Annotated in this window: 20 protein-coding genes and 1 pseudogene; 12 read left to right on the top strand and 9 right to left on the bottom strand. The window is 53.0% G+C overall.

Annotated features, from left to right (window positions below; all coding sequences use genetic code 11):
* Positions 1–90 precede the first annotated feature (90 nt).
* The 7 genes and pseudogenes from L855_RS08285 to L855_RS08255 form a co-directional block, all read right to left on the bottom strand.
* Positions 91–907, bottom strand: a pseudogene (locus L855_RS08285) (IS5 family transposase).
* Positions 908–1,000: 93 nt separating this feature from the next.
* The gene (locus tag L855_RS08280) at positions 1,001–1,870 is read right to left on the bottom strand and encodes a hypothetical protein (protein ID WP_159786642.1); all 870 of its coding nucleotides are present in this window, start codon (positions 1,868–1,870) and stop codon (positions 1,001–1,003) included.
* A gap of 92 nt (positions 1,871–1,962) precedes the next feature.
* Positions 1,963–2,997: an L-histidine N(alpha)-methyltransferase gene (gene egtD, locus L855_RS08275; RefSeq protein WP_159786639.1), complete on the bottom strand. Its 1,035-nt coding sequence runs from the start codon at positions 2,995–2,997 to the stop codon at positions 1,963–1,965.
* A 168-nt stretch (positions 2,998–3,165) separates the two neighbouring features.
* Positions 3,166–5,712: an AAA-type ATPase lid domain-containing protein gene (locus L855_RS08270; protein WP_159786636.1), complete on the bottom strand. Its 2,547-nt coding sequence runs from the start codon at positions 5,710–5,712 to the stop codon at positions 3,166–3,168.
* A 252-nt stretch (positions 5,713–5,964) separates the two neighbouring features.
* On the bottom strand, positions 5,965–6,246 hold the full coding sequence (locus L855_RS08265; RefSeq protein ID WP_159786633.1) for a hypothetical protein: 282 nt from the start codon (positions 6,244–6,246) through the stop codon (positions 5,965–5,967).
* Between the two features lie 9 nt (positions 6,247–6,255).
* Positions 6,256–7,314 (bottom strand): ABC transporter permease, encoded by a 1,059-nt coding sequence (locus L855_RS08260; RefSeq protein ID WP_159786630.1) that lies wholly within the window; start codon positions 7,312–7,314, stop codon positions 6,256–6,258.
* A 59-nt stretch (positions 7,315–7,373) separates the two neighbouring features.
* Positions 7,374–7,886, bottom strand: coding sequence for an adenine phosphoribosyltransferase (locus tag L855_RS08255; RefSeq protein ID WP_159786626.1), 513 nt, complete (start codon positions 7,884–7,886; stop codon positions 7,374–7,376).
* A gap of 237 nt (positions 7,887–8,123) precedes the next feature.
* Here L855_RS08255 and L855_RS08250 point away from each other — a divergent pair, with 237 nt between their 5' ends.
* From L855_RS08250 to fmt, 5 genes are all read left to right on the top strand, one after another.
* On the top strand, positions 8,124–8,732 hold the full coding sequence (locus L855_RS08250) for a DUF3038 domain-containing protein (RefSeq protein WP_159786623.1): 609 nt from the start codon (positions 8,124–8,126) through the stop codon (positions 8,730–8,732).
* Complete coding sequence (locus tag L855_RS08245) at positions 8,732–10,087, top strand: DUF4335 domain-containing protein (protein WP_159786620.1); 1,356 nt, start codon at positions 8,732–8,734, stop codon at positions 10,085–10,087. The genes L855_RS08250 and L855_RS08245 overlap by 1 nt, the downstream gene beginning before the upstream one ends.
* Before the next feature lie 6 nt (positions 10,088–10,093).
* Positions 10,094–10,996 carry an OmpA family protein gene (locus L855_RS08240; RefSeq protein ID WP_159786616.1) on the top strand — a complete coding sequence of 301 codons (903 nt, stop codon included), beginning with the start codon at positions 10,094–10,096 and terminating at the stop codon, positions 10,994–10,996.
* A gap of 159 nt (positions 10,997–11,155) precedes the next feature.
* Positions 11,156–12,487 (top strand): IS4 family transposase, encoded by a 1,332-nt coding sequence (locus tag L855_RS08235; protein WP_159784407.1) that lies wholly within the window; start codon positions 11,156–11,158, stop codon positions 12,485–12,487.
* A gap of 94 nt (positions 12,488–12,581) precedes the next feature.
* A complete protein-coding gene (gene fmt / locus L855_RS08230) occupies positions 12,582–13,574 on the top strand; it encodes a methionyl-tRNA formyltransferase (RefSeq protein ID WP_159786613.1) in 993 nt (330 codons plus the stop codon).
* Here the strand turns inward: fmt and moaA are convergent.
* Positions 13,571–14,563 (bottom strand): GTP 3',8-cyclase MoaA, encoded by a 993-nt coding sequence (moaA, locus tag L855_RS08225; protein ID WP_159786610.1) that lies wholly within the window; start codon positions 14,561–14,563, stop codon positions 13,571–13,573. The two genes, fmt and moaA, sit on opposite strands and share 4 nt — an antisense overlap.
* Before the next feature lie 288 nt (positions 14,564–14,851).
* Here moaA and hemB point away from each other — a divergent pair, with 288 nt between their 5' ends.
* Together hemB and L855_RS08215 are read left to right on the top strand one after the other, a co-directional pair.
* The gene (gene hemB, locus L855_RS08220) at positions 14,852–15,850 is read left to right on the top strand and encodes a porphobilinogen synthase (protein ID WP_159786607.1); all 999 of its coding nucleotides are present in this window, start codon (positions 14,852–14,854) and stop codon (positions 15,848–15,850) included.
* A gap of 103 nt (positions 15,851–15,953) precedes the next feature.
* On the top strand, positions 15,954–17,447 hold the full coding sequence (locus tag L855_RS08215; RefSeq protein WP_159786603.1) for a serine/threonine-protein kinase: 1,494 nt from the start codon (positions 15,954–15,956) through the stop codon (positions 17,445–17,447).
* Positions 17,448–17,594: 147 nt separating this feature from the next.
* Here the strand turns inward: L855_RS08215 and mrdA are convergent, their stop codons facing one another.
* Positions 17,595–19,406, bottom strand: a complete 1,812-nt coding sequence (gene mrdA, locus L855_RS08210) for a penicillin-binding protein 2 (RefSeq protein ID WP_246198763.1) — start codon at positions 19,404–19,406, stop codon at positions 17,595–17,597.
* Positions 19,407–19,645: 239 nt separating this feature from the next.
* Between mrdA and L855_RS08205 the strand changes: the two genes are divergently transcribed.
* The 5 genes from L855_RS08205 (at position 19,646) to L855_RS08185 (ending at position 25,867) form a co-directional block, all read left to right on the top strand.
* On the top strand, positions 19,646–20,770 hold the full coding sequence (locus L855_RS08205; RefSeq protein WP_159786600.1) for an ABC transporter ATP-binding protein: 1,125 nt from the start codon (positions 19,646–19,648) through the stop codon (positions 20,768–20,770).
* A gap of 114 nt (positions 20,771–20,884) precedes the next feature.
* Positions 20,885–22,000: an ABC transporter substrate-binding protein gene (locus tag L855_RS08200; protein WP_159786598.1), complete on the top strand. Its 1,116-nt coding sequence runs from the start codon at positions 20,885–20,887 to the stop codon at positions 21,998–22,000.
* A gap of 45 nt (positions 22,001–22,045) precedes the next feature.
* Positions 22,046–22,951, top strand: a complete 906-nt coding sequence (locus tag L855_RS08195) for an ABC transporter permease (RefSeq protein WP_159786596.1) — start codon at positions 22,046–22,048, stop codon at positions 22,949–22,951.
* Positions 22,952–22,967: 16 nt separating this feature from the next.
* Complete coding sequence (locus L855_RS08190; RefSeq protein WP_159786594.1) at positions 22,968–23,837, top strand: ABC transporter permease; 870 nt, start codon at positions 22,968–22,970, stop codon at positions 23,835–23,837.
* Between the two features lie 383 nt (positions 23,838–24,220).
* Positions 24,221–25,867: a mechanosensitive ion channel family protein gene (locus L855_RS08185; RefSeq protein ID WP_159786592.1), complete on the top strand. Its 1,647-nt coding sequence runs from the start codon at positions 24,221–24,223 to the stop codon at positions 25,865–25,867.
* The last annotated feature ends 5 nt before the right edge of the window (positions 25,868–25,872 follow it).

Genomic DNA, 25,872 nt, shown 5'->3' with positions numbered 1-25,872 from the left:
GGTTGACAAATGGCGAAAAGCGGCTAGGGTAGAACTATGAAGCTTATCGAGATTCCCCCACTCATTGAGAGGATGTCTGAAAAGTCGCGCCTAGGCTAGACGTCTCAACAAAAGGCGAATCGAGGCCAGATAAACCCAAGCCTCAGCAATCTCGGGGGAATACTCATAATCTCGATTTAAGGGGCGACACCAAGTCAACCAACCAAAAGTCCGCTCGATGACCCAATGCTTGGGCAAGAGAACAAATCCATGACACTCTTATGGAGGCAACACCGATTCGAGAACCCAGCGAAAGGTGACTATGACCCAAGCGAACAAATTTTCGCCCTTATAGCCCCCATCAACATAGATAACAATCAATCGTTCGGGTAACAATCAATCGTTCGGGGTTAACCTGAAACTCCCGGGCCGCCAGCAATAGCTTTTGTAATCCCGCCCCTTCCGGGACGTTAGCCGCCGTCACGACGGCGACTACCATCAATCCGAGGGTATCGACAAGGAGATGGCGTTTGCGTCCTCGAACCTTCTTGCCGCCGTCATAGCCGACTTCCTTGGAAACCATCTTGCCAGTTTTGACTGACTGACTATCGATGACCCCAGCACTTGGGGAAGGAGGGCGGTCACACTCGACGGCTCGAACCCATTGCCGCAACCGTTCATGGACTTGTTGTTGCCAGATGCCTTCGTTTCGCCATTGTCGAAAGTAGTGGTAGACGGTCTTCCATTTGGGAAAGTCGTGGGGTAGTAAGCGCCAGGCTCGGGAGGAACTGAGAACGTAGAGGATAGCATCAATGACCCTCCGTAAGTTGACGCTTCTGGGGCGACCTCCCGGACGGGCCTTTGGTAGTAAGGGTTCCAGGATTTTCCATTGAGCATCGCTGAGGTCTGTAGGATAAGATAGAGTCATGGCTAGTGAGGGTCTGTTTGTGTAGATACTTGACAGGTTACACCCTTGCTAGCTTTTCTGGTTTTCTATACCCCCACCCTTTTCAGACATCCTCTAAAAGGGGTCAACTTTCGAGTTTACCACCTCCATATTGGGAACAGTGAGAATTTCCTCTCCCTGATGAAACACCCGCAAGGTGGCCGGTGCGCCGCCATCTTCAACGATGGGAGTAGCGATGGAATACAGATAATCACCCTGTTCCCAACCATAGCCACAAACACCTCGGCGACAACTCACGACTCCTCCCTCTAGGGCGAGACAGTTATTCTCAGCATCACAGCCATAATAGGTTAGATTACCCGTATTATTGACCCCATCCCAAGTTTCCATTTGTCCAACCATCACCCGCCAGGTTCCATCACCCAGGACATACCAATCCTTGCCGATGTTAATCACATCCGACAGAAGCATTTCTTGGCGAGTGCGCCCACAGGGTTCACTACTTTCACAATCAGCGACGGGTCTTTCCGTATAGCCTAATCCTACCGTTCGTCCCAAAAATTGGTCTTCGTTATCGCAGATTTGATATTCAGCACCGATAATCGAGGTATTTCCCCGTAAATCAGTGACCGTGACGTAGCACATTAAATCGCCAACTTGCGTCTCTTCAATGGTCGCCACCTCCGGTAAGTTTTGCTCCCAGGGGGGCGTTGGGGAGGGGGCTGGCGCTGACACCTCAGCAGAAGGTGTATCTTGAGGAGGAGACACAGCAACCGAATCATCCTCATTCTCCGAAGCGGGGGGTGGGGATTCGGTTGGGGTAGGAGATGGACTGGGGGAGGGATCTGGTGAACTCACCGGTTCCGATGTAGACTCCTCATTCGCGCCATTAGAGGCGATGGGGTTTTCTGGGACGGTATTACAGGCCCCGAGAGACAGAGCAAGGGTTAGAAAACTCAGGGCGAAGGTTTTACGGTATTTCATGGTGAAGGTGCTACAACAACTTATCTCTGTTGTAGCGCCCCTGATGAAAGACTGGAGCCTGGGCGAGTCACTTCAGCGATCGTCAAGATGCGTTAAGGACAACGGCGGCTTAACAAAACCGCAAACCCGTTTTGAGGGTCTTGCCAGGTATGCCGTGTCTCCAGCTTAACCCCCTTAAGGGTTTCAACGATGTCAGATTGTTTGAATTTACGGGAAATCTCCGTTTGAATCGTCTCTCCTTCGGCAAACTCTACGGTTAAATCCAACTGGCGTAGGGTAGCCAATTGTGGGACTGTACTGCGCAGGTGCATTTCGATTTGGGACTCTTTTTCATTAAAAAAGGCCCAATGCTCAAACTGTTTCAGATTAAAATTGCCCTCAAAGCGTCGGTTGAGATGAGCCAGCATATTGAGATTAAACTCAGCGGTGACCCCTTGCGCGTCGTTATAGGCGGCTTCCAGAATGGGTTTGGGTTTCACGAGGTCAACTCCCAAGAGAAAATACTCTCCGGGATGGAGGGCCTGGCTGACACGTTGCAGAAATTGCTGACAGGCTTGGGGTTTGAGGTTCCCGAGGGTACTGCCGAGAAACAGCAACAGACGGCTATCGGCTTCTGTGGGGGGGAGGTGATCAAGAGCCTCTTCGTAGGTTCCCACAAGACCTTGAACCCTTAGCTGAGGGTAGTCTTGGAGTAACCGTTGGGCACTCTGTTGCAAAATGCCGCCACTGACATCAATGGCACGATAGATGAGGGAGGATGTCTTATCCTTGAGGGATTGAGAATAGGCATCGAGGAGTAGGCGAGTTTTACTCGAACTTCCACTCCCGAGTTCCACCAGTTCGCTGTTCCCGGTGAGGGTTGCGATTTCCGGGGCGGCGGTTTGTAGGATACTGGCTTCGGTGCGGGTGGGGTAGTATTCGGGGAGATCGCAGATTTGCTCAAACAGTTGGGAGCCGCGATCGTCGTAAAAGTATTGAGCGGGCAGGGTTTTAGGGATCTGTTGCAACCCCCCATAGACATCAGCCCCAGTTGGGGATGGGTTGGGGTTTGTTTGACTTAGATGAGTTACCGTCAGGCGATCGCCATCCTGAAACGGGTTACGATGGGTGGCTTGAGATGAGGACATAGGGATTGGTGGTTGCAAGACAATCTAGCTTCATTGTCCCACTTGCCTGAATGTTCGATAGATCTCATCGATCTCCATCCTCAGGGAGTGGCGGGAAATTGGGCGATCGCCTCCCGTAAGCTTTCGCCATTCCACCCACCACTCCCCAACTAGATACGGAAAGAAAAACTAGCCCACAATCAACGGCCAGAGGCTACCACAGAGGAGGATTAGTGCGAAGCAATGGGGCCATAACTCCCCCAGGGGCTGACGGGAAATGCGCCGGAGTACCCAGAAAGAGGCAATACTGCCAAACAGTAGGGTAAATCCTTGCAGAAAGGCCAGTACGGCTGGATGAACCATCGCGATCGGTAGCCCTTCTCCAGACAAGCCCATCGTGGCAAAGGTCACGGGCAAAATCTGTCCTGCCTCCGTCAGTCCTAAGCGGAGGAAATGAGCCAGGTTAGCCGCCCAAACCAGAGGTAGATAACCATAAGCCAGCTGAACCAGGGGTTTTGGCTTGAGAGTCCAGCGCAGATAGTGCAAGAGGTGTTGCACGCTGTGGGCAAGCAGGGGAGCGATCGCCGGCAAGGCTAAAATCCCCAGGGCAACGGCGCTGCGAACGAGTTGGGTTTCCCCAGACCAGGATAATCCCAACTGGCTCTGGAGTTCTGGTAGCCGCCGCAGGTAGACAGACCCCAACAGCAAAAATAACAAGGCCACCTCGTAAGCCCGGGGTTTATGGGTAGTCCACAGTTCGATGGCGGGGGGCCGGAGATTAAATTCAACGGAGTAGTTGGGACAACTCTTCAGACAGGTCATACAGAAGCTACAGTCGCGGTTATCCTCATGTTGAGCCGGGTGGCAAGCGAGGGGACAACCCTGGAGATTTTGACCCTCCCCCGTCGGGAGACTGCCCTTGTAACACTTGCCGGTGTTACACTCCGCCGAACACACTCCCCGTTCGGCCCGTAACTCCGTCATCGAGAGTTTGGCGAACATACCATTCATACCGCCGATGGGGCAGAGGTAGCGACACCAAAACCGTCGCTCGAACAGGACTGAAAAAATCATGGCCCCCGCCGTAATCAGCAGCAGCAAGCAGGCGGATAGGTAGGCTGTATCGTTGAGATCCCAGACCTCCTCCCAGACCAAAATCAGGGCAAAGAAGGCCATTAAAAACCAGCCACCCCACCGCTCGGCCTGCTGCCGGGGCCATCGCTGTAATTGTCGTGGAAATAACCACTGGGAGAGTTTTTGGCTGACCTCCCCATAGATCATGAAAGGACACACCGAACACCAAAGGCGGCCTACAATGGGGAAGCTAAGTAGGACTAGGGGCCACCACCACGCCCAAAACAGGTTCAAGCCAACATTGTGATCGCGACTCTGGGGCCCCAGAAATAACACCCCCAGCAGTAGGGCAAAAAAGGGCAGGGTAAAACCATAGTTAATTCGAGTGGGCCACCAGGGACTGCGCAGGAACTGCGCCAACCGGGGAAAAACCTTCAGTAGATTTTTCCGAAACCGCTTGTGTTCGCCCTGGGATGGCCACAACACCTCCTCCGTCAGCAATCCCCCAGGTGTCATCTCAGCAATAGCCCGCTCGACTAAATTTTGTAACTCCTGTAGATTATTGGGAAAGTCATAGGCCTGTAGCTGTCGAATTGCCTCTGGATCTACCTGGATGCGCTCGATTCCTCGCTGTTGGCAAGTCGACTTGATGTAATAGTCCACCAAATTACTCAGATCGGCCCGTCGCACCCGCAGTGGCGGAACCTTTAATCGCTCCTGCACTGCTCCGTCTAAGTCCGGCGGAGTCCGTTCTGACAGCAGGATTAGCCGGGCCTGGGAGTAGCGTTCTGGCCCCTCCTCTTCGGTGTCGTGACTTACCGGTTGATAGATCCCTTCCCGGGCTAAACGGGACACCTGGGGAACCAAGGGTTCCGGCAACTCCTGAACATTGTTTAGTACCAGAGTTCCCTGGCCCAAAAAAGCCAGGATTCCCGGCTTACCTCCAACCCGGCCGAATAAATCCACCCCACTCAACTGCATCTTGGAGCAATCTAACTGTACCATCGGTTCACGACGGTACTCGGAGCCGTAATGGACCAAAGCGGCTAAGTTATCCTTCTCCAGTCCCGGTTCGCCAAAGATCAACAACGATGTACGGGTTTTCGACGCCTTGGAAATCTGATTGCGTAAACGGACTGCATAGCGACTGTGACCGATCACACCCCGCCGAGCCTTCGTGACCAGATGGGGTCGCAAAATAGCCTGGCGTTCCTGCTCAAAACTGACCTGGGACGAAAGCCGCCAAACATCTCTTGCCAGCTTGCAGGTAACGTCTAGAACCATATCAGGGTACTGATCCAATAGAAGTCGAATTTGGGAGATCGGCACAAACCATAGGTGACAGGGAGTAAGGGTCACTGCCGTCTGCTCCACCGGTTGGCCTGACGATAGGGTCTCGAGTCCCAGCACTGAACCGGGCAGAAAACTCCTAGCCCCCTCGAAATAGCTTTGGTGCTCCAGTTGCCCCTGGCGTAGGATATAGAGTCCCTCCGGCACTTCCCCTGCCTGCAACAGGGGGCGATTCGCTTCGATGTGGCGTTCTGCGAGACTGGCCGCTAGGGCGGTGAGCACCTCGGAATCTATGGCAGCAAGAGGGGTATGCTCCTGAAGCCAGGTGACACGGTCCAATACGTGATTGGAGACATGGTTCAATGTAATCATAGTTACGCCTTGAGAATGCAACGGGCAATGATCAACACAAGCAACTTGTGGATACTACTTGCTCTCCTAGGCTTGGTTGGTATGGCTGCTATCTTCTTCCTCCGGGACATTCGAGCTTTGCCGGAAGGATGGCTGATAAGCCCAGGCAAGGTTTTGCCCTCTTGGCCCTTAGGCTAACAAACTCGAAACGGTTTTGACAGGGGGGGGAATAACCCCCAACTCATGAGGTGAAGTGGCTGGGGGTCATGGGAATTAAGTTGCTGTCAAAAACTCCAAGCGAGGCAAAAGAGGATCCCGGACGAGGGCAAATCCCACATAGCCCCAACGCTGAAGTAAACTTTTTAGGGTCGGAGTGGCTAGGGATTCTACGGAAATTTGCTCTTTATAGTCTTCAGCAAAGCGGTTAACGTAACTCAGAGCATCAAAATGTTCGGTGAACATTAATAAGTAGCGATCGCCCTCGGCATCGGGACGGGCCGCCAGGTATTGCCCATCTTGCTGCGATCGCAGGACATAATAGGTTTGAGATAACATCGCTCTCCATTATTTACTATTGGTTAATTGAATCCGAGGATCAACGGCTTTCAGCAACAAGTCTGCCAGCAGGTTACCCACAATTAACATCGTCGCCCCCATCATCAACCCCGCCATGACCACATAGGGATCTTGGGCCCGCAACGCATCTAAAATGAGTTTCCCTAAACCGGGCCAACTAAAGAAAAATTCAGCAATAAATGAACCACTCAGCAACGCCGCAAACTCAAATCCTAATAGGGTAATCAACGGGTTGATGGCATTGCGCAACGCATGAACATAAATCACTTTATTTTCCGGCAATCCTTTAGCGCGAGCCGTGCGAATATAATCCTGTCGCAACACATCCAATAACTGTCCTCGCATCAACCGTTGTAAGCCCGCAAAACTGGTAATACTAAGGGCTAAGGTTGGCAACAAAGCGTGCCAGAGAACATCCAAAACTTTGCCCAGGGGCGATAAATCTTGATGAAAAACACTGGTCATATTGCCCACCGGAACCAATGGGGTTAAGTTCTGGGCTAAAATCAGGAGTAATAAGGCGGTGATGAAGCTGGGAAACCCCTGTCCCCCATAACTGACGACTCGTAAAATCCGGTCTAAGGTGCTGTTTTGGCGCACGGCGGCCAGAATCCCCAAAGGAATGGCAATGCTCCAGGTGATGATCAATGACAAAATTGATAGGAGTAGGGTATTGGCCACCCGACTACTAATGAGGGTGCTGACGTTTTGCTGAAACATCAGACTCCAACCAAAGTCTCCTTGGGTCAAAATGGAGGTCAACCAGAGGCGATATTGAGTTACAGGAGGTTGATCTAAGCCATATTGTCGCCTCAAGTCGTCTAGCATCTCCTGGGATACCGTTGGATTCTGACTGTAGGTATCCAAAAAATCCCCAGGGGCCAGTTGCATCACCGCAAAACATAGGATTGAGGCAAAAAACAAGGTTAACAGTCCTTGGCCTAATCGTTGGATGACGTAGATGAGCGTATCATTCTGAAACACCCGCAGCAAAGACTGAACTAGCCGAGGCTTGGATTTGGAGGAGGTGGATTGAGGAGAGGTCATAGACAGGATACAGGGGTAAGAGGGACGGAACGCTACCAGGAACGACTCACCTTCATCCTTTAGTATTGAACCAAGGTCACAATGGGGACTTGGGGTAACTGCTCTCGCCCGGCTAGGGCCTTGAGTTCAATGACAAAGGCAAACCCAATCAGTTCTCCCGCTGAGCGTTCTACCAGTTGTGCGGTGGCTTGGGCAGTTCCTCCAGTGGCGATGAGATCATCGACAATCAGAACTCGTGCACCCGCTGGGATGGCATCTTCATGGATTTCTAGGCGATCGCTGCCATATTCCAACTGATACTCGACACTGTGGACAGCCCGAGGCAATTTTCCGGGTTTACGTACCGGGACAAAGCCGGCACCGAGTTGGTAGGCTATATGCACGCCAAAGAGAAACCCACGGGACTCCATGCCAATGATAATATCGGGCTGGAGGGGAGTGCATTGTTCAACGAGGCGATCAAGGCTCATCTTGAGTCCCTCGGGATCGGCCAGCAGTGTGGTGATATCTCGGAAGAGAATCCCCGGTTTGGGAAAGTCGGGAACGTCGCGGATGAGTGCTTGCAGATCCATGATGATAAATGGCTGTTATATCGAGCTGGTTAGTGAACGTGTTGAACTGGGGACATGGACATCGGTCTCCAAAAATCCTATCAGGAAAGTTCCTGGGCAAAAGGTTGAGGTCGACAGAGGCGGAAACCTCCCTGGACGGCCGGCGATCGCCCAGAATGTAATAATCTAGCTTTGAGCGGTTGCTCTGACGACCCATTCATCGCCCCCTAACCACGTTATCTGTTAGCTTCGCGCCTCATGGTCTCCAATCCTCCCGAAACACGCGATTCCACCTTAGTGCTGCTACAACAGCAATTGCCGGATATGCCGGTGACGCATCATGGCTGTTCTCGGCGAACTCGTGTCCAACTGGATTTGATGTTGTTGGCGATCGAGGCTCTGGATTTGAGCGGTTCTGAGAAGATTCTCAGTTTGGCTCACCAGTTGGAACTCAATTCCGTGTTGAGCGATCGCGTCACTGTCTGGCGTATCCGGAACACGAACCCTCTGCGGCGGGCCAGTCGTCGTCGTCCCCTCTCCCAAGAGGAAGCCAAGGTGTTAACGATTATCATCTGCCACCTCGCTCGCTCCATGATGATTATTTTACGGCGCCTCAACAAAGAGGCCCAACAACTGCGGGAGCAAAATCTACCTTTAGATAAAAATCCCCAGTTAGCCTTTTATCTGTCCCGCTTCCGAACCCATTTCCGCAGCCGCATGAATCCTCGGCGTTCGGCGGTGATGGTTTACGACACGGACGAAAAGCTCGATAATCTGGCAGTTGAGTTGTTAGAAAAGTTACTATTTTGTACTGGAACCGCTGGCTTAACTCGGTTTTGGGTGAGTTTGTTTGATGGAGAGATCTGATGGTTGTACAGCGAAAGTATAGTTTACCGGGATGCACCCTGATTGTAGAAGGGTTGGATGAGCCAAATGGAGCCGCTGATTCTGAGGAGTCTAAGCGATCGTGCTTGTCGGTGCTGGTGAGTGCGGAATGTCATGTTGTGGGGAAACCCGATGCGCTCAGTGGCGGTAAGGAGTTCCTCGATGAGTTAACGGCGGCCATCAGTGACTATACCCAAAGTTTTCTGGGGATGGGCAAGGTGGCCGTGGAATCCCCCAAATCCTGGGTCACCCTAACTCCCCTAGAGGGCGGTTTGCACCGGCTGAATCTGCGATCGCCTGAAACCTCTAGCGGTGACCCCTTGCAACTGGATTTAACCACCCTGCAACTGTTTGATGTGGTGGATGTGGTGGATCAGCTTTTGAGCGATCGCCGGACCCTACCCGATCGCCAGCTTAACCTTCTCCCGAGAAACCGTCGTCAAGCCAAAAATGAGGAGCCGGTTACCCAACGAGCCGCCCCTCTGGCCCTTGGTGTCTCCAGTCTCCTGGTGGCGGCCTTGGCCCTATCCCCCCTCCCGGTTCCTGAAGTCGAACCCCCTCGCGAAGGCGTGATGGACTCGGAAGAGGTCGGGGACATGACCCCAACCGCCGATGATGCCCCCCCAAATGGAGATAACAACGCCGTCAATCTGGCTGAGTTAGCCCCCACCGTCCCCACCATCGACGACCCCAATCTCTTAGCCGCCTTGCGCTATAAGCTGCATTATGAACTCGATCAAGCCTGGACGACCTCACCGACCTTTGACCAGGACTTAGTCTATCGTGTCAGCGTTGGCCAAGATGGGGCGATCGTTGGCTATCGGCCCGACGGCGATCGCGCCCGCGAGTTCGAGGAGGAAATTCCCCTACCTGACTTGTTATATATTCCCGTCACTGGGGGAAGTGCTGACGTGGAATCCCTAGCCGAGTACAAGGTGGTCTTTCGCTCCAATGGCGTACTACAAGTCAGTCCTTGGGATGGCTATCCCAGCACCCCTGGCCGCACTCCGCGCATTAACGATGTCGCCACCATTGACCGACTCATTTTTGACGTACGAGATGCCCTCTACGACGAATGGGACAGCACCCCCGTCTTCGATCGCAATTTGGACTACCGTTTAGCGGTCACAGAAGACGGCAGCATCACCCAATATGAACCCCTCTCCAGTGCTGCCTCAATCTATTTTGGAGAACTCCCCATTGACTCCCTCTATAATCCGGCAGCGGGAGTTGAGATTCAAGACGATCGCGTTACCCTAGTTCCCATTGCTGAGTTTCGAGTCGTCTTTACCCCTGGCGGAACCATCCAAATTGGCCCCTGGGATGGACGACGTTAATCCCCTATGACTCAATCTCCTCCCCCTGATTCCAATTCTGCACGCTCTCGGCGCGATCGCCGTCGAGTTGCTCGTTCGAATACCTCATCGCCCCCACCCTCCTCTGGCTCTTGGCTAGGGGCGATCGCCGTTTTGGTCTTCCGTCTACTCACCTTGGGAGTGAGTTTGAGTGTTGGGGTGATAGCGGGCTTGGTTTTGGGGTACCGATCCCCTCAAGCCAACCCCGAAAAGCCCCTCAGCGAACGCTGGCGGGTCCAAATTCGTCAGATCACCAACCCACCCCCGCCCTCCACAACGGCTGAGCCAACCCTTCCTGACTTAGATCGCACTCAACTCCAGCAAGCCATCGTACAGCTACAAGACGAAGTCACCCAGCTCAATCGTCAACTGGCAGAGTTAAGCCCAGACGACTCCCCCGAAGAGGAGGAGGATGGCTCAGATTTCGAGGCCGAAAAAGCAGAACTACAATCACAAGTCACCCTCGTCTCCAGTCGCTTAAGTGAGCTTCAGTCCCTAGTAGAGCCGCCCCCAGCCACCGTCGCACCGCGTCTAACCCCAGGAATGCCCCTACGCCTGACCCTCCCCAGTGACGTCTTATTCTCCGACAGTGGCGAAGTCCTCGATCCCACCCGAGCCACCATCCTCGATCGCCTCCTTGATGAACTACAAACCCTCGAAGGCGCAACGGTGTATATTGGCGGCTATCTCGATGCCACCGATGATGCCGAGGCCAGTTTAGACCGCACCTTTGAACAAGCCCAACAAGTGCAACAATACCTCGCCAGCAACACTGAGACCCCCCTACGCTGGGTCAGCATCGGCCACGGGTCCAGTCGCTTCGCCGCCAGCAACAACAGTCCCGCCAACCGCCAACGCAACCGCCGCATCGAAATCCGAGTCAAACCCTAACTCCCCTATTGCCTAGGGCGACCACAAGGGTACCTACGGCGACCACAAGGGTCACTGGTGTCAAGTTAAGGAAATCGTGGAAAAGTCAAGAAAGTGTAAACAACCCGAGACCAAGGGAAAAATGCTTATAGGCTAAGGACTAGCTAGCCAGGACAAAAGATGCCTAAGAAGACCTATCACAAACCGGGAAACCCGGACTTCAGACGACATCGCTCAGTGCCCGGACCAGTGAATCGGACGATTGAGCAGCGCTTGTTCGAGATGTTAAGTCCGGGAACGTTTGCCTCCCTCAAAAGCGTAAGCAACAAAGGACGACGGTTACGAGAGCGAACTCTAACCCTGCCGGTGATGACAGCGATTGTCCTGAGCCTAGTTTACCGGCAAATGACAGGGCTAAGTGAAGTGCTGCGAACCCTAGAACAGGAGGGACTGTTTTGGGTGAAAGCTCAACGCATCAGTAAACAGGCTCTATCCCAAAGATTACAAAGCCTGCCGGCCCATCTGTTTGCCAGTTTGCTCGAGCAGGTCATTGAGCGCTTGAACCAATCCTCAGCGCCCGGGGAAGTCTCGCCATTCTGGAGACCGGTGCGGTCTAAGTTCCCAGCCATTTGGCTAGCTGACGGGTCAACCCTCGAAGCCTTAAAAAAGAAACTGCATCGTCATCGCGGCAAAAAAGCCACCTCCCCCTTGGCCGGCAAGATGATGATGATGGTCGATGCCTTCAACCATCGCCCCCAGGCGGCCTGGTACAGTCCTGAAGCCCAATCCAATGATAAGCTTTGGACTGACTCATTGCTCGAACGTCTGCCAAAGGGCGGTTTAATGGTGTTTGACCTGGGATTCTTTAAGTTTCCTTGGTTTGATGCCTTTAGCGATTCGGGCAAGTTCTTTGTGACTCGCTTGCGGGAGAAAACCGCTTACAAGAATCTCAAGGTACTCGGTCAAAACCGTTACGTTCGTGACGAACTGATAGATTTAGGGCAATACCGCTCTAATCCTTGTCACCATCCCGTGCGTCTGGTGTCCGTCTCTTGGGAGGGAACCATCTACCGCTATTTGACCAATGTCACTGACCCCGAGGTCTTGTCCGCCCGCTACGTTAGCGAGCTTTATCGCCAACGCTGGCGCATTGAGGAGGCCTTTCTCGTGACCAAACGCTTGTTAGGTTTGGCTTACCTCTGGGTCGGTGGCTCCAATGGCATTGAAATCCAGATTTATGCCACCTGGATTTTCTATGCGGTGCTTACCGACGTCTGTTCCCAGGTCTCTGAGGCTTTACATGAACCCATTGACCGCATTTCTCAGGAAATGGTTTTCCGCAGTCTTTACTTTTTCAGTCGCGCCCGGGAACAGGGCCGTGTTGAGGATGATGAACTCATTCCTTTTCTGGTTCAATATGCCCAGTCCTTCGGACTGGTTAAAGCTAGGCGTAAGCGCCAACGAAAGAAAGATGCTATCTCCCGTCAGGTCTGGTCTCACCCCTTAACTTGACACCAGTGCCACAAGGGTACGCCCCTACGGCGACCACAAGGGTACGCCCCTACGTTGTTTATCTTCCCTGTTCCCCGTTCCCTGTTCCCTTCTTATGAACCTCATCTTCCTAGGAACCCCCCAATTCGCTGTCCCCAGCCTCAAAACCTTAATCGAGCATCCCGAGTTTGAGGTGTCAGCGGTGGTAACGCAGCCCGACAAACGCCGGGGACGGGGAAAAACCTTAATTCCTTCCCCCGTCAAAACTGTAGCCGTTGAAGCAGGGATTCCTGTTTGGCAACCGCAAAAGATTAAGAAAGATGTTGAAACCCTTGACAAATTGCGCAATAGTCAAGCGGATTTTTTCGTGGTGGTGGCCTATGGACAAATTCTCTCCCAAGAGATTTTAGACATGCCCCGACTCGGCTGTATTAATGGTCACGGTTCCCTCTTACCCAAATATCGGGGAGCCGCTCCCATTCAATGGTGTTTGTACCATGGAGAAGCCCAAACCGGCATGACCACCATGCAGATGGATGTGGGAATGGATACGGGGGCAATGTTACTGAAGTCCTCTCTAGAGATTCACCTACTCGATAACGCCTGGGATGTCGCCGCACACTTGGCTCAAGACTGTGGTTCCCTGCTGATCGAAACCTTGCAGGGATTAGAGGCGAAAACACTGCAAGGAACCCCTCAAGAGGATGAGGCGGCCACCTATGCGCGGCTGATTGAGAAGTCGGATTATGAGTTGGATTGGACGCGGCCGGCGATCGCCCTCCATAATCAGGTTTGCGGCTTCTATCCCAATGCAGTCACTCAATTCCGAGGACAGTCCCTGAAAGTCAAGGCCACGGTTCCCTTGGGGGAGAAATACTATGAGCAACTTCCCGAGGAATTGGTAGCACAATTGCGCTCCTGGGGCGATCGCCTCAACCCTGAGTCTAGAGAACCGGGGGACGTGGTGGACATTATCAAAAACTTGGGGCCCGTGGTGCAAACTGGAGAGGGTCTCTTGTTACTTCAGGAGGTGCAACTGGCCGGTAAGAAAACCCAGTCAGGCTGGGACTTTGCCAATGGAACCCGCCTAGAACCGGGAAAACTTTAACCGCCAATTTGTGACATGGTGCGTTGATAGGTTCCGGAACGGTTGCCCATATCTCGTTCCTTGAAGTTAATCTCCGGCTTTAACTGTAGAAGGGTTTGGACTTGTTCTCGAAGTTGAGAGAGGGGAACTCCCTCCCGTAGGGCATTGCGTAGATTGAGTTGCCCCGTTTCATTGAGTAAACAGGGACGTAGCCAGCCATCGGCCGACAGTCGCATCCGATTACAGCGATCGCAGAAACATTCGGACATCTGACTAATAAACCCAAGAGTTCCCTGGGCCCCCGGAATTTTGAAAATATCCGCTGGGCCGGCTCCGGTGACACTGGCCGCCTCCAAACCCCAGCGTTGGCGGATTTGCTCCCGCAGTGTTTCCGAGGCAACCCAACCGTTATCCTCAAATAAATGGCCATTGCCGATGGGCATAAACTCAATGAAGCGAATATGCCATTGACGCTCCAGGCTCAGGGCCGCCATATCTAAGACGTCCCCATCATTCACCCCCGGAATCACCACCATGTTTAATTTTAGGGGGTTGAACCCTACCTCATAGGCTTTCTGTATGCCCTCCCAGGTACGCTGCCAGCGGCTTGTACCACGATTTCCAATGATTTTGTCAAACGTCTGTGCATCTAGGGAGTCTAGGCTAATATTGAGGCGATGCAGTCCCGCGTCGTAGAGAGGTTGGGCCAGTTGGGCCAGTAAGAAGCCATTGGTGGTCATGGCTAAATCCTCAGTTTCCGGGAGGGCAGCAATGTCACGGGCGATCGCCACCACGTCAGGCCGTAATAGGGGTTCCCCGCCCGTGAGTCGGAAGCGACGAAAGCCCAGGGGAATAAAGATCTCTTGCAAGAGGCTCAGGAGTTCCTGGCGCGTTAAGAGATTTTGTTGCAAAACATAGTCAAGTTCATCGCCATCGGGCATACAGTATTGACAGCGGAAGTTGCAGCGATCGATCAGACTGATGCGGAGATAATCGACGGTAGGGGTCATCAAACTAGAACCATGAAGGGCAACTGATCCACATTTTACTGAATCGGGTCCTGAAGAGAATTCTCAAGAATCCCAGATGCCTCCATTGCTGGATGTTGCAGAACATTACGGAATGTTTACCCCGTCCCCGCTAATGACGTACCATGCTTCGATGGTTGGCTAAAATCATCGCGATAATCGGCGATCGCCTCTGACGTCAACCTCCGTCTTTCTGCATCACAGCTTAACATCTCCTTGTAGCCATCTCTTTTTAGTCCGAACTAGCACTAACGCCTCATCCTTTCAAATATGTCCACATCTTCCTACGTCCTCGACCTGATCCAACGTCCCCGCCGCTTGCGTCGCAACGAATCCCTACGGCGTATGGTTCGGGAAACTGATTTGTCCGTCAACGATCTGATTTACCCCATGTTTGTCATGGAAGGGGAAAATCAGAAAGTCGAAGTGGCGTCCATGCCCGGCTGCTATCGCTTTAGCCTCGATTTACTCCTCAAAGAAATCGCTGACATTGCGGCCCTCGGGATTCCGGCGATCGCCCTGTTCCCGGTCATTTCCGAGTCCAAAAAAGACGAAACTGGCAGCGAAAGCTATAACCCAGAAGGACTGGTTCAACAAACCGTTGCCGCCATCAAAGCCCAAACCCCCGATTTAGTTGTCATCACCGACGTAGCCCTCGACCCCTTCACCAGTCACGGCCATGACGGCTTACTCGATGAAGCCGGCTATATCCTCAACGACGAAACCGTCGAAGTCCTCTCCAAAATGGCCGTGTCTCAGGCCCGGGCCGGCGCCGACATGGTCGCTCCCTCCGACATGATGGACGGACGGATTGGGGCAATTCGCCAAGCCTTAGATACCGAAGGGTTCACCAACGTTGCCATTTTGGCCTATTCCGCCAAATACGCCTCTGCCTACTACGGTCCCTTCCGGGATGCCCTCGATTCTGCCCCCAAATCCGGCGATAAGAAAACCTATCAAATGGACCCGGCCAATGCGATCGAAGCCATCAAGGAAGTGGAATTAGACATTGCCGAGGGCGCGGATATCGTCATGGTTAAACCCGCATTGCCCTATTTAGACATCATTCGCCAAATTCGCGATGTCACCGACGTTCCCGTGGCAGCTTATAACGTCAGTGGTGAATATGCCATGATTAAAGCTGCCGGAGAAAAGGGCTGGATTGACGAGAAAAAGGTCATGTTAGAAACCCTCGTCAGCATCAAACGGGCCGGAGCGAGCTTGATTTTGACCTATTTCGCCAAAGAAGTGGCCTTGCTGCTGAAGTAGAGCGCCAGTCAAAAATAGCGCCGTTGCAACGTTGACGCGAACTACCCAAATTTGGGGGGTGAGCGAGTATCCTGGAGAAAACTGCCTACCCCCCTCCTTGGCTATGAGCTATTGTGTCAATCGTCATTGTGCTAAGCCGCAAAATCCCGACTCAGCCCAATACTGTCAAAGCTGCGGTCATGCCCTGATTTTGCGCGATCGCTACCAAGTCATGCAACCCCTTGGTCGTGGTGGTTTCGCCAAAACATATCTCGCCATCGATCGCGATTTACCCTCCCATCCTCGGTGCGTCGTTAAACAGCTACATCCGCAAAACAGGACCGGTGAGCTTGGGGCGAAGATGCTGGAACTGTTCCATCGGGAAGCCGAAAATCTCCATCGCTTGGGACAACATCCTCAAATTCCCACCCTCTTCGCCCATTTTGAGCAAAAAGGCTATTTTTATCTCGTCCAGGAGTGGATTGAGGGACAGACCCTCAGCGAAGAACTCCAAAATACGGGCACCTTTGACGAGTCTCAGATTCGCGACCTCCTGGGGCAACTGTTGCCGGTTTTAGACTACATTCACGAACAACATAGTATCCACCGCGACATCAAACCCGATAACATCATGCGCCGTCGTCGCGATGGACAACTGTTTTTAATTGACTTTGGCGTTGTCAAAGTCATCGAAGAGCAGCCAACGGAGTCCAGTTATACCGCCGTCGGCAGTGCCGAATACATGGCCCCTGAACAAACTCGGGGTCAAGCCTTTCCCGCCAGTGACCTCTATAGTTTGGGCGTGACTTGTGCCCGTCTCATGACCGGGATTTCCCCCTTAGAACTCTATGACATTGTCGGGGGACGTTGGGATTGGCAACGTTCTCTCCCCCTCACCCATCGAATCAGCCCTCAACTGACCGATATTTTAAACAAATTACTCGAAACCCCTCTCAGTGATCGTTTTCACGCCGCCAAGGAGGTCATCGCTGCCCTCAAGACCCCAACCCCACCTCCTGCCCCCGAAGCTCCTCCGACCCTTGCCCGCCCCAAACCGCATCAACGGCCTCGACTCCCCAAACCCGAGATCGTCCTAGAACGGGTCCCCCGCACTCGTCCTCGCCTATCCCTAATCGATCAACTCTTTTACAAAACCCCCGATGTTCCCCTGCCCTCAGAGGTGGGGTTAGACTACAGTGAACTGTGGACTTTATTACGACGGCAACGTTGGGAAGCCGCCGATTTCCTTACCCATAAACTACTCTGTCGAGCCGCCCACGGAACCCCAAGCGGTCATCTTGCGCCTCGGGATATTGAAGCCTTGCCCTGTACCGATTTACAGACCCTAGACTACCTCTGGCGGTTCCATTCGGGCGATCGCTTCGGCTTCACCGTCCAGCAGCAAATCTATCAACAGACGGGTAGAGACTACCCCTTATTTTGCGCCACCATCGGCTGGAAACTCTCGGCCGCGCGATCGCCCTCCCTAGACTTCACCTACAGTCTCAAAGCCCCCGTCGGCCATCTCCCCTCCCGCCGCTGGGCCAAAGGCTTCGAACTCTGGCGCACCCTCAAGACCCTAGACGAAAAACTCAGTCAATGCTTCCTCTACAGCTAGTGGTTCCCCTATTGCCCATTGCCCATTGCCCATTACCCGAAGAGGGCGACCACGGTTCGACTATCGCTCACCGACCACAAGGGTACGCCCCTACGTCTTTCCCCTCCTGAGAGGAGCAGGGGTGGGTTCCCCCCTACTGCCTACTGCCTACTGCCTACTGCCTTCTTCCCCCCTATTGCCTTCCTGCCCAAAATAATCCCTTAACACCTCAAGCACCATCGGAGCCGCAAACGCCCCGCCCCCTTTACCCGCATGTTCCCCAAGCGCCACCACAATAATTTCTGGGTCATCGAGGGGAGCATAGGCAGCAAACCAAGCATGAGAGGGGTTCGGTTGAGCTTCCGCCGTGCCTGTTTTCCCTGCAAAGGGTGGTATATCAGACGTATTGATATTGGTCGCCGTACCATCCGTAATCACCTGGCGTAACCCCCGTCTCAATACATCAATGGTGTCCTGGCTGAGATTCATCGATTCACGCCAATAACTCACATCCACATCCAAACTGCGCAAATGGGGGCGGACCATATACCCCCCATTCGCCGGAACCGCCATCATCATGGCCTGTTGTAGAGGTGAGGCCTGTAAATAGCCCTGGCCAATGGACATATTAATCGTATCCCCCTGATACCAACCTTCCCCTAACACCCGCTCCTTCCATGCCGCATCAGGAACCAAGCCAGGCGATTCCTCTGCCGCTAACTCAATACCACTTTTACGACCAAAACCATAGCGACGCGTCCAATCAATCAACACATCACCACCAATCCGTTGCGCAATCTGATAAAAGAACGTATCACTACTCCAGGCCATGGCTCCCTCAAAACTCAACGGACCAAAGCCAGACCGGTTCCAATCCCAGAATTGAATCCCCCCTGCGGTGATGTAAGGATAGGTGGGTAGAACCGTATGGGGAGGATAAGCCCCAGATTCGATCGCCGCCGTGGTGGTAACAATCTTGAACGTACTCGCCGGGGGAAACACCTGTAACGCCCGGTTGACAAAGGGATAGCGAGCCGCCTGTAGCCGTTGCCAATCCGCCTCAGTAATGCGCCCCGAAAAAATATTCGGGTCAAACGCCGGACGGCTAACCATTGCCCGCACTGCCCCATCACGAGGGTCAATGGCCACAATCGCCCCCTGGGTATCTCCTAGGGCCCTCTCAACGGCCCGTTGTAACTCTAAATCCAGCGTAATTTGAACATCACGCCCCCCTTGTGCCTGTTTCTCTCCCAGAACCCGTAACACCTGGCCACGACTGTCCACCTCAACCTGTCGTCCCCCCCATTCCCCTTGTAATTCATTTTCAAAAGCGGCCTCAACCCCCATCTGCCCCACAATATCCCCCAGACGATATTTATTATCCGGCTGAGCTTCCAGACGAGATAGGTTTTCATCACTAATCTCACCGGTATAGCCCAAAACATGGGCCGCCAAACGACCATGGGGATAATGGCGCACCGCCTCAACATTGACCTCAATTCCCGGCAATTGCGGGCCATATTCCGTTAAAGCAATCACCTGAGCTGGCGTGAGGCGACGGGCCACACGAATCGGCAACGCCGAGTTATATCCAGCCTGATTGAGACGGTCTAAGATTTGTTCTGGGGGGATATTGATAATCTCACAAAGCCGTTCAATGGTGTCTGGCCACAACTCAGGGGGTTGGGCCAGGGGCCAAAGATAGACCGTATGGGAGAGACTAGAGGTGGCTAGAATTTTGCCATTGCGGTCAAAGATATTTCCTCGTACCGGCTGGGTGGGAATCAAACGGATGCGATTGTTTTCAGCCAGTTGACGATTGCGAGTCCCTTGGATCAGTTGGAGATAGGCCAGACGGGCCCCAATTCCACCCACCATGACGACTGTGATACTGACCATCATCAACACGGATTGGACAAGACTGCCAATACTGCGTTGGTTCGTGCGGCTACCGTAGCCATTAGAGGGAATCGAGGTCATAGGAGGACGACTAGCAATACGTTAGGGACAGGTCTCGGGAGACCCTCAGTCATAAAACACAGGCATCGCAACCCATTATAATTGGATAACCCAGGGTTGCACGGCTGAATACTTAGGAGAAGCGATCACCTTGTCGCTAGACTAGACTAAAGCGAGGTTGAGTGAAGTCCCCTCGGGGGATTTTGCTAAATGCTTCCCCGAAATTTGGGACAACGACTATCTATCTAGGAGCCGTCACCATGCTGCAAGCTGCCAGCCAAAACAGCGATCTCAGCGGACTTGAATCCGATTTCGATGTCGAACTTCATCGTGTCTTCAAAGTGTTTAACGGCGAAACTGCCGTACGCGGTGTTGAAGTTCAAATTCGCCGAGGTGAGTTTTTTAGTATTCTCGGCCCCTCAGGCTGCGGAAAAACCACCACCTTAAGACTCATTGCCGGCTTTGAAACCCCCTCAGCCGGAGAAATTCTCATTCGGGGCCGTTCCATGACCCGGGTTGCTCCCAACGAGCGACCGGTCAATACGGTCTTCCAAAACTATGCCCTCTTCGACCACATGAGTGTTTGGGAGAACATTGCCTTTGGCTTAAAGTTGAAACGGGTCGGCCGCAGTGAGATTCAGCAGCGAGTCGAGGAGATGTTGCAGTTGGTCAAGATGGAGGCCTTTAGCAAGCGCTATCCGAAACAGTTATCCGGGGGACAACGGCAACGCATTGCCCTGGCCCGGGCCATTGCCAATCGTCCGGCGGTGCTACTGCTCGATGAACCCTTAGGGGCGTTGGATCTCAAACTGCGTAAAGAAATGCAGATGGAGTTGTCCAACCTACACCGAAATTTGGGTCTGACCTTTGTAACGGTCACCCATGACCAAGAAGAAGCTCTGTCGATGTCCGATCGCATTGCGGTCATGAAAGATGGCAAAATCGAGCAAATTGGCTCCCCCACGGAGATTTACCAACGACCCCGCACCCCGTTTGTGGCGGATTTCATTGGCGAGACCAACCTCTTTGAGGGAACCGTAGAAAGTCAGGATAGCGAGATGGTGGTAGTCCGGAGTCATTCCGGTTTAAAACTGCTGGTGGGACGCAAGCCTGAGGATGAGAATCTCAGCCATCATGCAGTGGTCAGTATCCGCCCCGAAAACATTGAACTCCATTCAGACCCCCCCGAGTCCGCCGCCAACCTCTACCGGGGTCATCTTCAAACTGCCATGTATCTAGGAACTCACACCCACTGTGTCGTCACCCTCGATAGTGGCGAAACGGTGACTTTGCGCCAAGTCAGTCGTCCCGAAGACCTGCCTAGCCCCGAGTCTCCCGTCTATTTATCCTGGCAACCCCATCAAAGCATTGTTTTAGCTGCCTAACTCGCTAGATAAACCTCCAGAACAGGGTACGATAGCCAACGAATGGCTCTGGGGAGCCGAGTTTCCTGACTGGTTTGTCCATTTCTCTCTCATTAGCCTCTGCCACTGTGATCTGTGACTCATCCCCCTTCATCTCCTATTAGGCGGATTCGCCGCCGTCAGTTTCTGCAAACCTCAACGGCCGCCCTCTCGGGGTTGGCTCTATCAAGTTGTGGTTGGACCTTAGCCAATGTCCGCTCAACGGTACAAACGGCTGATGATATTCTCTATATTTATACTTGGGCCGGCTACACAGACCGGGAGGTGATCGAAGCGTTTTTTCAAGAGACCGCCATTCGCGTCATCGCCGATGTGTTTTCCTCCAATGAGGAGATGCTGGCGAAACTGCAAGCGGGGGCCGGTGGAGCCTATAGCCTCATCTATCCCTCGGATTACATGGTGCGACGGATGATCGATGAGCAACTGCTCTTAGAACTCGATCACGATCGCATCGATGGCCTCGATACCCTTTTTCCCAATTTCCAAAGTCCCACCTACGACCCCGACAATCGTCACAGTGTCCCGATTAGTTGGGGAACGACGGGTCTAGTGTTCGATACGAGGGTTCTCGATCCTCCTCCGGACGATTGGACTTACCTTTGGGAAAATCGCCAACGTCTCACCCGCCGCGCGACGTTACTCAACGACCCACGGGAGGTATTTGGGGCAACTCTACGGATGTTGGGCTATTCCTATAACAGCACCAATCCCCAAGAAATTCGCGCCGCTTACAACAAACTCCTAGAACTGCGGCCGACTATTGCCGCCTTTGACTCAGATGCCTGGCGCCCGCAAATCCTGACGGGGGACTTAAAAGTAGCGATGTGCTTCTCGTCCGATGCCAATGAGGTGATTCAAGAAAATTCTAATCTCGCCTATGTGCTGCCCCGCAGCGGCTCCTCAATTTGGACCGATGCCCTGGTGATTCCCCGCACTGCCCCTAATGTGGATGCGGCCTATGCTTGGATTAACTTTATGCAGCGTCCCGAAGTGGCGGCACGGATTGGGGAACGCTTGAGTTTTGCGACCCCCAACAAGGCGGCCTTTGCTAAATTACCCGAGTCGGTTCAAACCAATACCAGTCTCTTTCCCCCAGACTCTGCTCTAGAAAAATCTGAAAGTCTGCAACCAATTCCCCCTGAAGTTGGGGAAATTTATAATCAGTATTGGACTCGATTGACGAGTGGTTAGGTTGCCTGCGCATCTCTCCTCTGTCCCTTTTATTTCCAGAACGCCGTGTCTGTTTCTCCTCCCCCCTCTGCCCCCTCCCCAACCCGAAAATCTGAGCTACCCTGGGGAAGCCGCTGGCTGGGTGTCACGGGACTGCTAGCTCCCGCCGGTTTGTGGTTACTTTTGCTGCTGGTGTTGCCGACGTTGGTGATTTTCCAGTTGAGTTTGGTTCCTAATATCCGACCGGGGGATGTGGTGATTCCCTCGGGGATTGATAATTACTTGCGGGCCCTAGACCCGGGCAATTTACGGGTGGTGTTGCGATCGCTCAAGTTGGCCCTGGGAACAACGGGCCTGTGTTTACTCTTGGGCTTTCCGGTGGCCTATTGGATTGCTCTGTTGGCCCCCCAACGCTGGCGTAATTTGCTGCTGCTGGGGTTTGTGTTGCCCCTCTGGACGTCCTCCCTCCTCCGCACTTATGCCTGGATTGCCATTTTGCGACCTACGGGGGTGCTTAATTCCCTCTTAGGGGTGGCGGGACTGCCCGCTTTGGATATTCTGAATCGTCCTCCGGCAGTATTAGTGGGAATGAGTTATAGTTTCTTACCCTATATGGTCTTGATTCTCTATTCGTCCTTGGAAAAACTCGATCGCCAACTCTTGGAAGCCTCAGCTGATTTAGGCGCTACCCCAATTCAAACCTTTTGGAAAATCACGGTTCCGCAATCGCTACCGGGAATTGCTGCCGGATCTCTGTTGGTGTTTATCACCAGTTTAGGAGACTTTATTGACCCGGAACTTCTCGGGGGCGCCTCCAGTATGACGGTGGCTCGGCTGATTTATAACCAGTTCCTAGGCCAAACTCCCAACTGGGGGTTTGGTTCCGCATTGAGTATGGTGTTAATTTTTGCGGTGAGCCTGGCCATTGCCCTCTTGCTCAAATATGGTGACTCCTCGGCGACACAACGCTAATGCAGATTAAACCCCTATGACTGAAACGGCTCCTAACCCGCAACCAGATCTCGATCTCACCGATTCCCCTGATCTCCCTTTGGATATGGCACATTCTTCGTTGAAACCCCGTTTTTCCCTGCAATCGGTGTTTGTGGGGCTGATGTTTGTGTTTATGTATCTGCCAATTTTGGTGTTGGTGGTCTATAGCTTTAATGAGTCTGCCTATAGTGCGGCTTGGGAAGGGTTTACTTGGGAGTGGTATGAGTACCTCCTCTCAGACTCGCGCATTTTTGCGGCACTACGCAATAGCTTGACGGTGGCCATTTCGGCGGTGGCCATTTCGGCGGTGTTGGGAACCTTGATGGCAGTAGGACTCGCTCGCTATCGTTTTCCGGGCCGCCAACTCTATCTGGGAGTTTCCTATTTACCCCTAATTATTCCCGATATTGCCATTGCGGTGGCGACGTTGGTCTTTTTGGCAGCGGTGGGGCTGTCTCTGAGTCTCTGGACGATTGTGGCGGCTCATATTGTCTTCTGTTTAGCCTATATTGCCATTGTGGTCTCGACTCGCTTGGCGGATTTAGATCGCAATTTAGAGGAGGCGGCCTTGGATTTAGGGGCAACCCCCGTTCAGGCGTTTTTTAAAGTCTTGTTGCCCCAGTTGATTCCCGGAATTGTCTCGGGGTGTCTCCTGGCCTTTGTCTTGAGTATGGATGATTTTCTGATTGCCAGTTTTACCGCTGGGGCCGGGGCTACCACCCTACCGATGGAGATTTTTAGCCGCATCCGAACTGGGGTGAAGCCCGATGTGAATGCCCTCAGTGCGATTTTGATCAGTTTTTCGGCACTCTTGGCCATCATCGCGGAGTGGGTGCGCTACCGAGGGGAGTCACGACGACAATAGGAGGGCGATCGCGTTAAGATCTTCCTGAGTCGTGATCGAATCCCAAAGAAAAGCTAGGTAACCTAAAGTTCAGTTAGGCTATCCTAGCAGCGTACAGTTGAGAACCATTGGTTAACTCAGACGAGTCAGCGACGACTGAGTTCCAGTTAGAAGAGTCGCCTTCACACCACGTAAACTAAGACAGATTATAAAAAATCAATTTTGAGAATAAAGTCTAGTTTGTGACAGTTGGGGTGGTGACCCTAAAACGAATCACATGGGTTGTAGTTTTGGGCTTAATCAGGACAGAAGACCTGATTCTAGGGCATCGCTCTAGAATAGCTCAGGTTTTCTTAGGCGTCATCGAGTATTGAAGCTCACAGAGGGGAGTTCCCAAACACCATATGAAACAGTCTTGGAATGCCTTAGTGAAGGTGGTTTTAGCATTGCTAACTGTTTGTCTTGTATTGACAACTGGGGCGATCGCCCAACCGAATGAAGGCTCTCCTCCCCTATCGGAAATTGGTGATGAATTTAGGGAAACACCCCCCGAGATCCTAGTTCCCGAAACGTTTTCCCCTCGCCCGCTGTTTGAGCCAGAACGGGAGAGCGCCCGCGTCATCGTCGATGGTATCTTTCTATTTGAGATGGGAGATACCAGTCAGTTCCCAGCCGAAGAACGGGCCGCGTTGATGAATGATAAGCTGCAACGAGCGGCAGAGTCCCCAGGGGTGGAGTTGGTGGAGGTGGTCATGCGTAATGGCTTACCCACCTTACTGATGGATGGTAGTCATCTAATTACTGTCACCGAAAGTGATGCCAGTCTCGGCCCGGGGGCCAATGCCCAGGAGCAAGCTGAACTCTGGGCCCGACAAATTCGGGAAGTGTTGCGCCAGGCCAATAACGAGCGCGGGGAGCGGTTTTTACGTCGCGCCCTGTTACAGGTGACCCTAGTGCTGCTCCTGGCTTGTGTGCTGCATTGGGGGGCCGGACAGCTCTCCTTCTATCTGTTGCGCGATCAAGAGGAAACACCCACCCTAGAAGCTTGGCGAAGTCTGGGGGCTTCGGCGGCGCGCTTTGTCATCTGGGGGCTGACCCTCTTTTATATCAGTGACCTCTTCCCCCTAACGCGCCGCTGGAGTTACCGGGTGCGACAAATTATTGCCAATAGCATCACGGCGCCGATTCTGCCGATTGATACGAATACCTACTCGGTTCTGGATGTTTTGATCTTAATCGGCCTGCTGTTGGGGTTGGTGATGGGAGCCAATCGCCTCAGTCAGATGTTGCGGGTTCGCATTTTGCAGGTCTCGCGTCTGAATCGCTCCGCTCAGGATGCGATCGCCACCACGATTAAATACACGCTCATGGTCGTTGGCGCAGTGGTGGTGTTCAATCTTTGGGGGTTAGATATTAGTTCCCTCACCATTTTAGCTGGGGCCTTGAGTGTGGGGATTGGTTTCGGATTTCAGGATATTGCCAAAAACCTGGGAAGTGGTTTGGTGCTGCTGTTTGAGCGACCGATTCAGGTAGGGGATTTCGTGGAAGTAGGAAACTCGATGGGAACGGTGGAACGGATTGGCAGCCGCAGCACCCTGATTCGCACTCTCGATCGCGTCTCGATTATTGTCCCCAATTCCCGTTTCCTAGAGTCGGAGGTGATTAACTGGAGTCATGACAACCCGGTGTCCCGGTTACGGCTACCGGTGGGGGTGGCCTATGGCTCTAATTTGGAGGATGTAAAAAGGGCGTTATTAGAGGCGGCTGAAGAACATCCCCAGGTGTTACGGATTCCTCCGCCTCGGATTCTCTTTACCGGCTTTGGAAATAGTTCTCTAGATTTTCAGTTGTTGGTCTGGTGTGGCGACCCGAGTCAGCAGCAGATCCTTCGCAGTGACCTCTATTTCGGGATTCATAAGCAGTTCAAACGGCGCGAAATTGAGATTCCCTTTCCACAACGGGATTTGCATTTACGCTCTGGGAGTTTTGTGATGGGAGAGGGGAATGGAAGGGATAGAGGGAACCACAGAGTCACGGAGGACACAGAGTGAGCAGA

The sequence above is a fragment of the Sodalinema gerasimenkoae IPPAS B-353 genome (genome assembly GCF_009846485.1).
Lineage (GTDB): Bacteria > Cyanobacteriota > Cyanobacteriia > Cyanobacteriales > Geitlerinemataceae > Sodalinema > Sodalinema gerasimenkoae.
This window is presented reverse-complemented; position numbering and strand designations above follow the sequence as displayed.